We start from the raw sequence: 14424 nt of genomic DNA on the forward strand, positions 1-14424 counted from the left end.
TGGCGCAATGATAGCGAACGCATTCGCAATGCGGTAGCGATTTGACACTGCATGACATTTCGCCGATTGCCTGTCTCACGCGGGATGCGCTATTGCACACCGCGTGCCTGGCCGGGCCGGCTAGCCCTCATCGCGCGATCTCGATCTGCTCGCTAAAGCGCTGCGGGTCCGTATTGGTCCCGCACAACAGGACGCCCACGCGCTTGCCCTGCAACGTCTCGCGCAGCGGCCCGTAGAGGCCCGCGGTGGCCGTCGCGCAGGCAGGCTCGACGGCCAGCTTCATTTCGTCGAAGAGCAGGCGCATCGCTGCGCGCAGGGCGTCGTCCGACACGGTGACGATGCGCTCGATATGACGGCGGCACAGCGTGTAGCTGTATTGCTCGGTATGCGGCGACATCAGCGAGTCGGCGATCGTCTGCATGTGAGTCATGCGCACCGTATGGTTGGCCGCGAAGCTGCGGCTCATCGCGTCGGCGCCTTCGGGCTCCACGCCGTAGATTTGCACACGTGGATTGGCGAGACGCAGCGCGGTGGCGACGCCCGCGGCGAGCCCGCCGCCGCCGATCGGCACGATCACGGCGTCGAGGTCGGGCGCCTGGGTCGCCCATTCGTAGCCGAGCGTCGCGGTGCCGAGCACCGTGCGATAGCCATTGAACGGATGCACGAAATAGCGGCCTTCCTCGGCCTCGATGCGCCGCACGATCTCGAATGCCTCGCGGCTGTCGCTGGCCCGCACGATCTCGGCGCCTAGCCGGCGGCACTGCTCGACGCGCGCCTCGCTCGCCGTGCGAAAGAGCACGACCTTCGCGCCGATGCCAAGGCGCCTCGCCGTATACGCGACGGCGATCGCGTGATTGCCGCCCGAGACGCAGGTCACGCCCGCGCTGCGCTGTGCCGCATCAAGCGCGAGCAGGTGGGTGAACGCGCCGCGCACCTTGAAGCTGCCGCTCGCCTGCAGCAGTTCGAACTTGAAGTTGACGTGCGTGTTGCCGAGCGAGGGCAGGTCGTGGCGATCGAACACCGGCGTGCGCAGCACCCACGGCGCAAGCGTGAAGTGCTGCGAGGCGATCTCGTCCAGCGTTGGAACGGCTTCGCCGTCGATCGTGCGATCGGTGGGCAGCGGCGTGGCGGTTGACATGGCGTTGGACCTGCGGTGCGGGACGTAATTGTTGAGGATAACTATCCGGTTAGCCAGGAGCCCATTGCTGAGCCAGCTACTGTGCCTGGGCGTCGACCGAAAGGCCGTGCACAAGCTTGCGCAGGAAACCTTCGCATGCCGCGAGCTGTTCGAGCGAAACGAATTCGTTCGGCTTATGCGCCTGCTCGATGTCGCCTGGACCGCACACCACGCTTGGAATGCCGGCGCGGGCGAACAGGCCCGCTTCCGTGCCGTATGCCACCTTGTGGCGCGTGCGGTCGGACGTGAGCGCGCGCACGAGCTGGGTGATCGCCGCCTGCTCGCTGTCGTCGAGGCCCGGGGCCGCAGCGATCTTCATGAACTCGATCGCGCCCGCCGGATTTTCGCGCTGCATCTTCGGCACGAGCGTCTCACGCGCGTACTGCTCGATGCGCGCGAAGATAAGCTCGGGGTCGAGCGTGGGCAGGTTGCGGAATTCGAATGCGAAGCGGCACTCGGCCGGCACCGTATTGATGGCGTTGCCGCCCTCGATCGTGCTGGTTTGCGCGGTCGTGAACGGCACGTCGTAGAGCTCGTCGAACGGCCCCCTCGCGCGGAACTCGTCGGCCATGTCGCGGATGTAGCAGATCAGGCGCGCCGCGTACTCAATGGCGTTCAGGCCGCGCGGCGTGAGCGAGGAATGGGCCGCGTGCCCGCGCACGCAGCATTGATACGCGTTGATGCCCTTGTGCGCCACGATCGGGCGCATGCTCGTCGGCTCGCCGACGATGCAGCCCTCGGGCTTCACGCCGCGCTTCACGAGGTCTTCGATCATGAGCGGCGCGCCCACGCAGCCGACTTCCTCGTCGAACGACAGGGCGAGATGCAGGGGCTTCGCGAGCTTCGTCTGCTGGATTTCGGGCACGAGCGAGAGCGCCGCGCCGATGAAGCCCTTCATGTCGCAGGTGCCGCGGCCATAGAGCAGGCCGTCGCGGATCTCGGGCTTGAACGGGTCGCTGTCCCATTTCTGTCCGTCGACGGGCACCACGTCGGTGTGGCCCGAGAGCACGATGCCGCCGTTGGTCGAGCCGTCGTGCGCGGGCAGCGTGGCGAACAGGTTGGCCCATTTGCCGTCGTGGCCGTAGGTGAGCGTCGCTTCGATGCCGCGCGCGCGCAGGTCGTCGCGCACGGTCTCGATCAGCCCGAGATTCGGGTGGCGGCTGACCGTGTCCATCGACACGAGGCGGGTGACCCAGGGGAGCGAGGCGGGAAGGGCGGCGGACGAGGAAGCGGACGACGAAGCGGACGACGAAACTGTGGAAGACGGCGTAGAAGACTGCGCTGATTCAGCGGCTATGGTCATGGTGGACTCCAGCTTGCTTGTCCATCCATATTACCCAAAAAGGATGGCCCAAGCCAAAGGCGCCGGCAGCAATGGCTCGTTGACCAGGCCCAGGCACGCGATTGCGTTGAATCCGCCATCATGACGCGATGCAGCATCGTCTTCGCGGCGGTGCATGCGCAACATTTCCGCGCATGCGCCGAGGCACTTTTCACGCGCTCAGCGTGCCGCCGCCCGCGCGGGCGCGCCGAGCGCGCGCAGCGTCTCCTTGACCGTCGCCACGCGTACCGCGAGATCGGGGCTGCGCGTTTCGATGCGCAGCTTGTCCTGGCCCGCGAGCTTGACGTGCTTGTGCTTCTGCACCATTTCGATGATGCGCATGGCGTCGACAGGCGGATTCGGCACGAACTGCAGCCCGATCACGGCTTCGCCCGCGTCGATCTTGGTGATGCCGAGCGGCTTGGCCGCGAGGCGCAGGCGGTGCGTTTCGATGAGCGCGTGAGCCTGCGGCGGCAGCTTGCCGAAGCGGTCGATCAGCTCCTCCTGGATGCCGTCGATCGAGTCGTCGTGCTCGCAGTTCGCGAGGCGCTTGTAGAGCGACAGACGCTCCTGCACGTCGCCGCAATAGTCGGCGGGCAGGATCGCGGGCGCGTGCAGGTTGATCTCCGTGGTCGCGGCGAGCGGCGCGTTCAGGTCCGGCTCGCGGCCGTCCTTGAGCGCCTTCACGGCGTCGTTGAGCATGTCGGTGTAGAGCTGGAAGCCGATCTCGTGGATCTCGCCCGACTGCTTGTCGCCGAGCACCTCGCCCGTGCCGCGGATCTCGAGGTCGTGCATCGCGAGATAAAAACCCGCGCCCAGTTCCTCCATCTGCTGAATCGCTTCGAGACGGCGCTGCGCCTGCTTCGTGAGCCCCTGCGGATCGTGCACGAGCAAATACGCGTAAGCCTGGTGGTGCGAGCGCCCGACGCGGCCGCGCAGCTGGTGGAGCTGCGCGAGGCCGAACTTGTCGGAGCGATGCATGAGGATGGTGTTCGCGGTCGGCACGTCGATGCCGGTCTCGATGATGGTCGTGCACAGCAGCACGTTCGCGCGCTGCGCCACGAAATCGCGCATCACGGCTTCGAGCTCGCGCTCGTGCATCTGGCCGTGCGCGACAGCAATGCGCGCCTCGGGCACGAGCGCCTCGAGCATCGCGCGGCGGTTGTCGATGGTCTCGACTTCGTTGTGCAGGAAATAGACCTGGCCGCCGCGCTTGAGCTCGCGCAGCATGGCTTCGCGGATCACGCTGTCTTCCTCGCGCCGCACGAAGGTCTTGATGGCGAGGCGCTTTTGCGGCGCGGTCGCGATCACGGAGAAGTCGCGCAGCCCTTCGAGCGCCATGCCGAGCGTGCGCGGAATCGGCGTGGCGGTGAGTGTGAGCACATCGACTTCCGCTCTCAGCGCCTTCAGCGCCTCCTTCTGGCGCACGCCGAAGCGGTGCTCCTCGTCGATGATCACGAGGCCGAGGCGCTTGAACTGCACGTCGGAAGAAAGCAGCTTGTGCGTGCCGATCACGATGTCGACGCTGCCGTCGTTGATCTGCTGGATCGCCGTCCCCACTTCCTTCGTCGACTTGAAGCGTGAAAGCTCGGCGATGCGCACGGGCCAGTCGGCGAAGCGGTCGGTGAAGGTCTGCGTGTGCTGCTCCGCGAGCAGCGTGGTGGGCGAGAGGATCGCCACCTGCTTGCCGCCCATTACGGCGATGAACGCCGCGCGCAGCGCCACCTCGGTCTTGCCGAAGCCCACGTCGCCGCACACGAGGCGGTCCATCGGCTTGCCGCTCGTCATGTCGCCGATCACGGCTGCGATCGCCGCGGCCTGGTCGGGCGTTTCCTCGAAGCCGAAGCTCTCCGCGAACTTCACGTAGTCGCGCGGTTCGAGCGCGAACGCGTGGCCCTCGCGAGCGGCGCGGCGCGCGTAGAGGTTGAGCAGCTCGGCGGCGGTGTCGCGGATCTGCTGCGCGGCCTTGCGGCGCGCCTTTTCCCACTGGCCGGAGCCCAGCGCGTGCAGCGGCGCGCTGTCCGGATCGGCGCCGCTGTAGCGCGAAATCACGTGCAGTTGCGAGACCGGCACATAGAGCTTGCTGGCGCTCGCGTATTCGAGGTGCAGGAACTCGGTGTCGCCTTCGCCGAGGTCCATCGTCACGAGCCCGTGGTAGCGGCCGATGCCGTGCTGCGCGTGCACGACCGGGTCGCCCACCTTGAGCTCGGAGAGGTCGCGCACCATCGAATCGACGTTGCTCGCCTGTTCCTGGCGGCGGCGTCCCGAGCGGCGCGCGAGCGGCCCGTAGAGCTCGGTCTCGGTGATGATCGCGAGTCCTTCGCCGGGCAGCGCGAAGCCGGTCGAGAGCGGTGCGACGCCCATCGCGAAGCGCTCGTCGCCGGTGAGCCAGTCTTCGTAGCTGTCCGCGGATGTGGGGCGCAGACGGTTTTCGGCGAGCAGCTGCGCGATGGTCTCGCGGCGCCCCGCCGACTCCACCGCGAACAGCACGCGGTTCTTCGTGGTGTCGAGGTAGCCGCGCAGCGCGGCGAGCGGGTCGTCGGCGTGGCGGTCGATCGCGAGGCTCGGCAGCGCGTTGGCCCAGCCGCCCGCGCTCGTGGCCGGCAGCGCGAGACGCGCGAAGGGCTTGGCGAGCGTGAAGAAGTCCTCATCGGTCAGAAAGAGGCGCTGCGGCTCCAGAATCGGTCGCTCGCGGTCGTGTGCGAGGAAGTTGTAGCGCTGTTTCGTGTCGGCGGTGAAACGGCGGATCGAGGCGTCCAGATCGCCCGAAAACACCAGTTGCGCGTTTTCCGGCAGATAGTGGAACAGCGTGGCCGTGTCCTCGAAGAAGAGCGGCAGGTAATACTCGATGCCAGCGGAAGGCACGCCGTTGCCGATGTCCTTGTAGATGGACGCGCGGCTCGGGTCGCCTTCGAACACTTCGCGCCAGCGGCTGCGAAACGCCGTGCGCGCGGCCTCGTCGAACGGAAACTCGCGGCCCGGCAAGAGCCGCACGTCCTTGACCGGATAGAGGCTGCGCTGGTTGTCGGGGTCGAAGGCGCGGATCGAATCGACCTGGTCGTCGAAGAGGTCGATGCGGTACGGCAACGGCGAGCCCATCGGGAACAGGTCGATCAGCGAGCCGCGCACGCAATACTCGCCGGGCCGCATGACCTGGCTCACGTGCTCGTAGCCGGCCAGCGTGAGCTGCGACTTGAGCTTCGCCTCGTCGAGGCGCTCGCCCTGCGCGAACGAGAACGTATAGGCCGCGAGGAACGAGGCGGGCGGCATGCGGTAGAGCGCGGTCGTGGCCGGGACGATGAGAATGTCGCAGCGGCCATCGCCGAGATCGTGCAGCGTCGCGAGGCGCTCGGACACGAGGTCCTGGTGCGGCGAGAACGTGTCGTAGGGCAGCGTTTCCCAGTCGGGCAGGAGGCGCACGCGTGCTTCGGGCGCGAAGAACGGGATCTCCTGGGCAAGACGCTGCGCGTCCACGGCGCTCGCGCAGATCACGGCGAGTAACGGAACACTCGGCGCGCTGGCACGCGCGGCCTCGCGGTAACGGGCGATCAGGAGCGCATCGGACGAGCCGTGCGTGCCGTCGAACGCGAAGCGCTGCCCCGGCTTGACGACGGCGACCGGGGACGGGGACGAAGACGGCGAAAGCGGGGATGCGGCGATATCGGACATAGGGGCAACAGGTTGGCGAGGCGCTGCGTGTGCGGTTCGTATGCGTTATACCGGAACGCGTGCGGGCAGGGCGCGTGCGGTCCGGGTATCGACAGCTATTCGTAAGGATGAAAGGCGCAAAAGCACCGTTCGGAGAGTCGCGCCAGCGATTCCTGAACGGCGCCGATGCGCCTCAGGTGCCAGGCGCACCCGGCCTTGCGAAGGGCTGCCATCGTACCCGCCATGGCCGCCGGCCAGCGTCAGTTGCGGACCTTGGGCATGCGAGTAAAGGACGTATTATAAAATCCGTCCTTTACTTTGACTCATGCGGCCCGCGATACCGTGACTTCACGCCTTTTTGCCCTGATCCCCTGCGCCGGCACCGGCAGCCGTTCGGGGTCTGCGATGCCCAAACAATATCGGACGGTTGCCGGACGCGAACTCCTGCACTATACGCTCGCGGCATTCGACGCCTGCAGCGAATTTAGCCAGACGCTCGTCGTCATTTCCGCCGACGATAGCCATTTCGACGCGCGCCGCTTCGCCGGCCTGCGCTTCGCGGTGCGCCGCAAAGGTGGCGCGTCGCGGCAGGCGTCGGTCTATAACGGCCTCGTCGCGCTCGCGGACTTCGGCGCCACCGACGACGACTGGGTGCTCGTGCACGACGCCGCGCGCCCGGGCATCACGCCCGCGCTGATCCGCACGCTCGTCGACGCACTCAAGGACGATCCCGTGGGCGGCATCATGGCGCTGCCGGTCGCGGACACGCTCAAGCGCGTGGCGCCTCACCATGTGCCGGGCGGCCCGCGCATCGCCCGTACGGAATCGCGCGACGGCCTCTGGCAGGCCCAGACCCCGCAGATGTTTCGCATCGGCATGCTGCGCACGGCCATCGAGCGTGCGCAGCAAGAAGGCCACGACCTCACCGACGAAGCGAGCGCCCTCGAATGGCTCGGCCATTCGCCGCGGCTCGTGCAGGGCAGCCTGCGTAATTTCAAGGTGACGTACCCCGAAGATTTCGCACTCGCCGAAGCCATCCTCAGCCGCGATCCCGGACACTGAGCGGGCAACCGAGCGGGCAACTGAGCCGCGGCGAGGCGGACCATCAAGCGCACTGCGCATCACTACACGGAAAACCCCACACATGGACATCAGAATCGGACAAGGCTATGACGTGCACGCGCTCGTGCCGGGACGCCCGCTCGTCATCGGCGGCGTGACGGTGCCCTACGAGCGCGGGCTGCTCGGCCACTCGGACGCAGATGTGCTGCTGCATGCCATCACCGATGCGCTCTTCGGTGCCGCCGCGCTCGGCGACATCGGCCGCCATTTCCCGGACACCGACAAGCAGTTCTACGGCGCGAACAGCCGCGTGCTGCTGCGCGAGTGTCTGCGCCGCGTGCAAGCGGCGGGCTTCACGCTCGTGAACGTGGACAGCACGGTGATCGCGCAGGCGCCCAAGCTTGCGCCGCACATCGAGGCCATGCGCGCGTGCATCGCGGAAGACCTGCAACTGCCGATCGATCGCGTGAACGTGAAGGCGAAGACCAACGAGAAGCTCGGCTATCTGGGCCGTGGCGAAGGCATCGAAGCGCAGGCGGCCGTGCTGCTCACGCGCGCGTGAAAATCGCGCGGTCTTCGGATTGCGTCGCGTGGCACATCTAAATAAATGGCGCGCCGCAAACGGCGTGCCCGAAAAGTGCCGGGCGTGTCGCGCAGGCGGCGTGCCTGCTCCCGCATAAAGGGCGGTGATTGCACCTGCAATCACCGCCTTTGCTTTTCTTGCCGATTAATTTCCGTTTTTTTGCCCGCATACTCAAAGCGTATTGAGGCGCACCGGAAACGGAAAGGTTAATGACGGGACTCGAAAGACGCGTGAAAGGCCTCGACGGTCTCCGGGCACTGGCCGTGATGCTGGTGTTCCTCGCTCACAAGGCGCACGTCGAGGCGATCGACGCCGGCAAGATCGGCGTGTGGCTGTTCTTCCTCATCAGTGGGTATCTCATCATCGGTGAGCTGCATCGCAACCGTCTGCGCGTCGAACAGCGCACGGCGCGTCGCGATGCGCTGCTCTATGTGTTCTTCGTGAAGCGCGCGTTGCGCATCTTCCCGGTCTATTATTTGCTGCTCGTTGCGCTGACGATCGCGCACGCGTGCTTTTATCAACGCGATGTCGATCTCGGGCTCGCGTGGCATTACGTATTCCTCTCCAATTTCTGGATCGGCATCGTTCATGACGGGTGGCCGGGCACGGTCTCGCATTTCTGGAGTCTCGCGGTCGAGCAGCAGTTCTATCTGATTGCGCCGTTTGCGCTGCTGTTCACACGCGCGTCGCGGCATCTGGCGATTTGCATCGCCATGATCCTCGCCGCGGCGCTCGCGCATCTCGCGCTCTACGCGAGCGGTGCGATCGAGCCGCTCGTTTATGCGTTCTCGCCGTGGAATTTCGCCTTGCTCGCGCTCGGTGGCGTGCTGGCCATCGGCGGCGCACGCGCGCCTGCGGCGCATGGGGGAGGGCGGGTGCAAAGCGGTATCGGGTTTGTGCTCGCGTGCGCGAGTCTCGCGGCCTTCGCGCTCGCGCGCGCCGATTGCGACGCCTGCGAAGCGGCGCAGCGCGCGATCTTGCCGGGCTTGCTCGATATTGGCCTCGCGCTGTCGCTCGGCGCCGTATTGCTATGGCTCGTGCGGCACCAGGACAGCCTGCTCGTGGCCGCACTCGAGGCGCGGCCGCTCGCGTATCTCGGCACCATCAGCTATGGCTTCTATCTGTTCCACAATCTGGTGCCTTCGCGCCTGGGCGAGGCGTCGGCGCTCTACACGTTCTTGCACGTGCCGCCGCTGGCGCAGGACCTGCTGCCGCTAGTCATACAGTTCGCGCTTTCCGTGCTGCTTGCGCATCTGTCCTGGCAGTTGCTGGAAAAGCGCGTTCTCGAGTGGAAGGAGCCGCTCGCCACGGCGATCCGCAGCCGTCTGCCCGCGCGTGCCGCGGCAGGCCCGACCTGAGCGGATTTCACCGCGGGCTCCACGGAGCGGACTTCGCGGAGCGGACTTCACTGCGTGGGCCTCAGAGCGTCGCGCCGCCCACCTCGCGGTCGCTGGGGCAAAGCTCGCCGGTTTGCAGCCCGTCGAGCACGCGCAGGACTTCGCCAGCGCTGCGCCCGACGCTCAAGTTGTTCACCGAGACGTGCTGTATGACGTTATCGGGATCGACGACGAACGTCGCCCGCAGCGCCACGCCTGCTTCCTTGTCGCGAATGCCGAGCTGGTCGATCAGTTCGCCTTTCACGTCGCCGAACGAGTAGTGATTCAGCCGGTCGAGCGCCTTGTTTTCGCGCCGCCAGGCGAGCTTGACGTATTCGTTGTCGCAACTGCCGCCCATCAGCACGGCCTCGCGGTTTTCGAATTCCTTATGCAACTGCGCGAACGCGGCAATCTCGGTCGGGCAGACGACCGTGAAGTCCATTGGATAGAAGTAGATCACTTTCCATTTGCCAGGAAAGCTCCGCTCGGTGATTTCCTGGAAAGCGGACTCGCCGTTTTCTTCGGGCTGGTTGAAGCCGGGCTTCGCGGCCGTGACGGTGAAGGCTTCGAGTTTGTCGCCGACGGTTTTCATGGCGTCGCTCCTTGAAGACGGGGCGCACGCGCGCCCCGTGCGCGCGCCGCTTGGCCCGATTGCTTCCGGCAATTGTGGCAGGGGTGGGCGGCGCGTGCTGCGAGCGTGCGCCGGTGCTGTGTCACAGGCCGGCTATCAGGGTGAACAGGCCCTGACACGGAAGCGGCCGCAGAGCGGGGCGGCCACGCGGGGTTCAGGCGCCCTTGGCGAGCGGGAATTCGATGGTGACTTCGAGACCGGGGCCCGGGGCGCGATTGCGCAGGCGCAGCGCGCCGCGATAGCGGCCCACGAGGCGCTGCACGATGGCCATGCCGAGGCCGGTGCCGTTGGCCTGGGTGCGGGCGCTGTCGACGCGATAGAACGGCCGCGTGACGAGCGGGAGCTGGTCTTCGGGAATGCCGGGGCCTTCGTCGACCACCGACAGCTCCACGCGCGAATGCGAGACGCGCGTCTCCAGCATGATGTGCGGAATGCCGTCGGCCTCGCTCAGGCCGTACTTGCGCGCGTTCTCGATCAGATTGCCCACCACGCGGCGCATGTCGGTGTCGTCGGCCTCGATCACGGCCGTGGGTGCGAGGCGCGTGATGAGCCGCACGCCGTCTTCGGTCGCCATGCGCGCGGCCATTTCGCCCGCGATGACCGAAAGATCGACGCGCTCGGGCATGCGCTGCACGGGCCGCGCGTAGTCGAGGAAGCGCCCGATGATCATGTCCATCTGCTCGATGTCGTCGATCATCGCGTCCTTGGTGGCCTGGTCGGACGGGCTCATCTCCGTTTCGAGCCGCAGCCGCGCGAGCGGGGTGCGCAGATCGTGCGAGATGCCGGCGAGCATCAGCGCCCGGTCGGCCTCCAGCTGCTCGAGGTCGCGCACCATCTGGTTGAACGAACGATTGGTCTCGGCGGCCACGCCCATGCCGCTTTCGGGCAGCTTCGCCGGCGATTGCCCCGAGCCCACCATGCGCGCGGACATGGCCAGCCGCGCGAACGGCCGGTTCACGAGGCTCGTGATGAACGCCGCCCCGAAGAGCGAGAGCGCGAGCGCGGAAATGCCCCAGCCGACCCACTGCAGGCCGGTGACGTTGTCCAGCTGGTCGCGGTCGAGCGCGACCCAGTAGTCGTCGTCGTCGATCTTGAAGCTGATCCACACGCCCGGAATGCCGTTCACCGACTGCGCGATCACGGTGTCGTCGCCGAGGCGTCCGCGGATGTCGTGCTCGATCAGGCGATTGAGCGACTCGTCGGGCTGGAGCTTGTATTTGTCCGTGGCCTCGCGCGGATAGACGCGCACGCCCTCGTTGCTCTCGAGATCCTGGAGCAGGGCGCGGCGCAGGTCGGGGTCGGAATAGAGGAGCGCGGTGCGCGTGAGCTTGACGACGGCAACGAGTTGCAGCGCCACGCGCTGCGCGCGCGGCTCGCGCTCGATCACGCGAAAGCTCTGAAACCATGCCGCGAGACTGACCGCAATGAGAAGCGCGATCAGGAGGAAGGTGCGCCAGAACAGATCGCCAAACGCGAGCGTGAGCAAACGCCGGTCAATCCGCATGGACCCTTCCCGTTTCAACAGAGGCAGTGCAGACAACGAGACACCATCCGGGATCAGGCAGCACCGTCGGGAATGAAGACGTAGCCGAGGCCCCAGACCGTCTGGATGAAGCGCGGGCTGCCCGGATCGGGCTCGATCAGCTTGCGCAGACGCGAGATCTGCACGTCGAGGCTGCGGTCGAACACTTCGTATTCACGGCCGCGCGCGAGCTCCATGAGCTTTTCGCGCGAGAGCGGCTGGCGCGGATGGCGCGCGAACACCTTGAGCACCGAGAATTCGCCCGTGGTGAGCGGAATTTCCTGGCCGGCCTTGGTGAGCGTGCGGGTGGCGAGGTTCAGCGCGAATTCGCCGAACTCGAACACTTCGGTGGTTTCCGAGGGCGCGCCCGGCAGCTCGGACGGCGCCTGGCGACGCAGCACCGCATGAATACGCGCGACCAGTTCGCGCGGGTTGAAGGGTTTCGGAAGGTAATCGTCGGCGCCCATTTCGAGGCCGACGATGCGGTCCACATCTTCGCCCTTCGCAGTGAGCATGATGATGGGCGTACGATCGTTACTGCCGCGCAGCCGGCGGCAGATGGACAGGCCGTCTTCGCCGGGCAGCATCAGGTCGAGCACCAGCAGGTCGAAACGTTCGCGCACCCACAGCTTGTTCATGGCGGGTGCGTTTTCTGCCACGTAGACGTTAAAACCCTGTTCGCCAAGATAACGGCGCAGCAGGTCCCGCAGTCGCGGGTCGTCGTCGACAACGAGAATTTTGGACGGGTTCTTGGTTTCCATGCCTGGCATCTTAGCGCGATTGAGATGGGGTGCGAGTTTGCAATAAATATAAGGTTACAGTCAGTTACAAAATTTACCCGTGCTGTGCCACGGCATCAAGCACTGACAGATAGACTTCTTTGCGTAAAGCGGCCATTCGGTAGATACTTCATTCGAATTTCGAACCAGTGCCCGTATCGAGCCGGGTCCGCACATGCATTCGAGGTAGCCGTTTGCCGCGTCAAGAAGGGAAAAAAACGATGGGAGGGGTTAGGCCTACGATGCGCCACACCATGACTGCACTGGCGTTGGCCAGCGGCATCGTGGTTGCATTGGAGGCAGCGCCGGCCCACGCCCAGACCTTCCCGGACGGCTCTCAGGCATCCGCCACGTCCACCAGGCGCCCAGGCCAAAAGCAGCCGGCGCGCAAGATGCGCAACGATGTGACGGCACGTGATGTGCCAGCACGCCCAGCTTCGGACATCACGCAGCGCACCGCAGTTCCCCCCGATCTCGACCAGCGCCGCCGCGACGGCCATATGACGCCCGACGAGCGCCGCCTCCTGCGTCAGCACATCGAAGACGCCGTGCGCGAACTCTACAAGCGCTGAGCGTGCTGCCTGCCCGCGTGTCTTTGAAGACCACGCGACGCATCGCTGAAAAATTCCGTAGCAATTGCGCCGTCAACAGAGGCATCGCTTGCCTCGTTAGTGCGTTACATTCGTCCACTGTGGGCGCGCGGGCCGAACTCGCGCGTTTGTGTGCCATGTCCGTCACGCAACAACCCGTACCGGTCCGGCCGGCGCGCCGTTCGCATCGTCGTAGCCCGGCCAGCATGCCCGCCGTCGCGCAGGCTCCGGACACGGCGCTCCTCGACGCCGACGACGCCATGCATCTGCTCATCCGCACCGGCTTCGCGCCCGCGCCTGCCGAGATCGGGCCCTACGTCGGGCTCACGCGTGCGGCGGCCGTCGAGCGCGTACTGGCCACGACCCGCGTCGACGCCGTGACGCCCCTGCCCGCATGGAGCGCCGGGATTCCCTTGACCCGTGCGCAGCGCAATGCCCTGACGCCCGAGGCGCGCCGCGACGCGCAGCGCCAGCGCGGCCAGCAATACGACGAACTGCGCGCATGGTGGATGCGCGAAATCCTCACCACGCCGTCGCCGCTCACCGAGCGCATGACGCTCTTCTGGCACAACCATTTCGCAACGGGCGAGGACAAGGTCCCCGAGCCGCTGCTGATGGCCCAGCAGAACGCACTGCTCAGGCGCAATGCGCTCGGCAGCTTCGCCACGCTGCTGCACGAAGTCGCGAAGGACCCGGCGATGCTGCTTTACCTGGACGGCGCCAGCAATCGCAAGGGCAAGCCCAACGAGAACTTCGCACGCGAGGTCATGGAGCTCTTCACGCTGGGCGAAGGGCAGTACTCGCAGCAGGATGTCGCCGAGGCGGCGCGTGCGTACACGGGCTGGGGCGTCGATCCCGACACGTGGCGCTGCATCTGGCGCCCGGCCGAGCACGACGACGGCGTGAAGACGGTGTTGGGCAAGAGCGGACCTTTCGATGGTGATGCCATGCTGGACATCCTGTTGGGCGAGCCACAGACGGCGCGCTTCGTATCGGCGAAGCTATGGTGCGAGTTCGTCTCGGACACGCCGGACCCGGCGCAGCTCGACACCGTGGCCGCGCGCTTTCGCACGAGCGGCTACGACATCAGGACGGCGCTCGGCGCGCTGCTTGTCACGCCCGCGTTCTGGGACGAGCGCAATCGAGGCGTGCTGGTGAGTTCGCCGGTCGAATTCATCGCGGGGACCGTGCGCCGCTTCGAGGTGGGCTATGCGAATACGGCGATGTTCGCGCACACCTCGGCCGCGCTAGGCGAGAATCTGTTCTATCCGCCGAATGTGAAGGGCTGGCCCGGCGGCGTCACCTGGATCAACAGTGTGACGCTGCTGGCGCGCAAGCAGTTTGTCGAGCAGCTTTTTCGCGCAACCGAGGAGGTGCGCCCACGCATGGGCGGCTCGATGACGAAGGCGGCGGACAATGCCAGGGCGGGCGCACCGGCAAGCGGCGCCATGCGGCCGCCGGCACGCGCGATGCCAGGCGGCATGCGCTTCGATCTGGACGGCTGGCTCGGGCATTTCGGTTTGACGGCCGATGCCGTGCCCGGACTGTCGGTGCAGTTGCAGATGCAGCATGCCATCCTGCCGCTCGCGCCCGTCGACGCGACTGCGGCCGGTAGCAGTGCGGGAGCGTATCTCGAAGCACTCCTGATGGACCCCGTCTATCAGTTGAAGTGACCCAATGGAGATGATCCAATGACGCCAGCGGTGAACGATTGACATGAACGTTTGCAACGACA

The 14424-nt window shown here is 66.3% G+C and carries 11 protein-coding genes; 5 read left to right on the forward strand and 6 right to left on the reverse strand.

The genetic code is table 11. The annotated features are described in order from the left end of the window. Positions 1-127: 127 nt before the first annotated feature. The 3 genes from EYW47_RS06560 to mfd form a co-directional block, all read right to left on the reverse strand. Positions 128-1138: a threonine/serine dehydratase family protein gene (locus EYW47_RS06560; protein ID WP_133194039.1), complete on the reverse strand. Its 1011-nt coding sequence runs from the start codon at positions 1136-1138 to the stop codon at positions 128-130. A 76-nt stretch (positions 1139-1214) separates the two neighbouring features. After that, positions 1215-2480 carry an acetylornithine deacetylase gene (gene argE, locus EYW47_RS06565; protein ID WP_133194040.1) on the reverse strand — a complete coding sequence of 422 codons (1266 nt, stop codon included), beginning with the start codon at positions 2478-2480 and terminating at the stop codon, positions 1215-1217. 198 nt (positions 2481-2678) lie between these two features. Then, positions 2679-6167: a transcription-repair coupling factor gene (gene mfd, locus EYW47_RS06570; RefSeq protein WP_133194041.1), complete on the reverse strand. Its 3489-nt coding sequence runs from the start codon at positions 6165-6167 to the stop codon at positions 2679-2681. A gap of 321 nt (positions 6168-6488) precedes the next feature. Here mfd and ispD point away from each other — a divergent pair, with 321 nt between their 5' ends. The 3 genes from ispD to EYW47_RS06585 all read left to right on the forward strand — a co-directional run bounded on the left by ispD (position 6489) and on the right by EYW47_RS06585 (position 9149). Next, a complete protein-coding gene (ispD, locus tag EYW47_RS06575) occupies positions 6489-7208 on the forward strand; it encodes a 2-C-methyl-D-erythritol 4-phosphate cytidylyltransferase (RefSeq protein ID WP_133194042.1) in 720 nt (239 codons plus the stop codon). 82 nt (positions 7209-7290) lie between these two features. Further along, entirely contained in the window at positions 7291-7770 is a 480-nt protein-coding gene (ispF, locus tag EYW47_RS06580; protein WP_133194043.1) for a 2-C-methyl-D-erythritol 2,4-cyclodiphosphate synthase, read from the forward strand. A 230-nt stretch (positions 7771-8000) separates the two neighbouring features. Beyond that, a complete protein-coding gene (locus EYW47_RS06585) occupies positions 8001-9149 on the forward strand; it encodes an acyltransferase family protein (RefSeq protein ID WP_133194044.1) in 1149 nt (382 codons plus the stop codon). A 61-nt stretch (positions 9150-9210) separates the two neighbouring features. On the opposite strand, the gene EYW47_RS06590 is transcribed toward EYW47_RS06585, so the two are convergent. The 3 genes from EYW47_RS06590 to ompR form a co-directional block, all read right to left on the reverse strand. Next, entirely contained in the window at positions 9211-9759 is a 549-nt protein-coding gene (locus EYW47_RS06590) for a peroxiredoxin (RefSeq protein ID WP_133194045.1), read from the reverse strand. A gap of 193 nt (positions 9760-9952) precedes the next feature. Next, positions 9953-11302, reverse strand: a complete 1350-nt coding sequence (locus tag EYW47_RS06595) for an ATP-binding protein (RefSeq protein ID WP_028216430.1) — start codon at positions 11300-11302, stop codon at positions 9953-9955. A gap of 53 nt (positions 11303-11355) precedes the next feature. Further along, positions 11356-12090 (reverse strand): osmolarity response regulator transcription factor OmpR, encoded by a 735-nt coding sequence (gene ompR, locus EYW47_RS06600; RefSeq protein ID WP_027814652.1) that lies wholly within the window; start codon positions 12088-12090, stop codon positions 11356-11358. 263 nt (positions 12091-12353) lie between these two features. On the opposite strand from ompR, the gene EYW47_RS06605 reads away from it, so the two are divergent. Together EYW47_RS06605 and EYW47_RS06610 are read left to right on the forward strand one after the other, a co-directional pair. After that, on the forward strand, positions 12354-12671 hold the full coding sequence (locus EYW47_RS06605) for a hypothetical protein (RefSeq protein WP_240763568.1): 318 nt from the start codon (positions 12354-12356) through the stop codon (positions 12669-12671). Between the two features lie 224 nt (positions 12672-12895). Next, positions 12896-14362 carry a DUF1800 domain-containing protein gene (locus EYW47_RS06610; RefSeq protein ID WP_240763591.1) on the forward strand — a complete coding sequence of 489 codons (1467 nt, stop codon included), beginning with the start codon at positions 12896-12898 and terminating at the stop codon, positions 14360-14362. The last annotated feature ends 62 nt before the right edge of the window (positions 14363-14424 follow it).

The sequence above is a fragment of the Paraburkholderia silviterrae genome (genome assembly GCF_004353915.1).
Classification (GTDB): Bacteria; Pseudomonadota; Gammaproteobacteria; order Burkholderiales; family Burkholderiaceae; genus Paraburkholderia; species Paraburkholderia silviterrae.

Excerpts from the sequence above, each read along its gene's own strand:
- EYW47_RS06560 (WP_133194039.1), bottom strand. The coding sequence starts at position 1,138 with ATGTCAACCGCCACGCCGCTGCCCACCGATCGCACGATCGACGGCGAA.
- argE (WP_133194040.1), bottom strand. The coding sequence starts at position 2,480 with ATGACCATAGCCGCTGAATCAGCGCAGTCTTCTACGCCGTCTTCCACA.
- mfd (WP_133194041.1), bottom strand. The coding sequence starts at position 6,167 with ATGTCCGATATCGCCGCATCCCCGCTTTCGCCGTCTTCGTCCCCGTCC.
- ispF (WP_133194043.1), top strand. The coding sequence starts at position 7,291 with ATGGACATCAGAATCGGACAAGGCTATGACGTGCACGCGCTCGTGCCG.
- EYW47_RS06585 (WP_133194044.1), top strand. The coding sequence starts at position 8,001 with ATGACGGGACTCGAAAGACGCGTGAAAGGCCTCGACGGTCTCCGGGCA.
- EYW47_RS06590 (WP_133194045.1), bottom strand. The coding sequence starts at position 9,759 with ATGAAAACCGTCGGCGACAAACTCGAAGCCTTCACCGTCACGGCCGCG.
- EYW47_RS06595 (WP_028216430.1), bottom strand. The coding sequence starts at position 11,302 with ATGCGGATTGACCGGCGTTTGCTCACGCTCGCGTTTGGCGATCTGTTC.
- ompR (WP_027814652.1), bottom strand. The coding sequence starts at position 12,090 with ATGCCAGGCATGGAAACCAAGAACCCGTCCAAAATTCTCGTTGTCGAC.
- EYW47_RS06605 (WP_240763568.1), top strand. The coding sequence starts at position 12,354 with ATGACTGCACTGGCGTTGGCCAGCGGCATCGTGGTTGCATTGGAGGCA.
- EYW47_RS06610 (WP_240763591.1), top strand. The coding sequence starts at position 12,896 with ATGCCCGCCGTCGCGCAGGCTCCGGACACGGCGCTCCTCGACGCCGAC.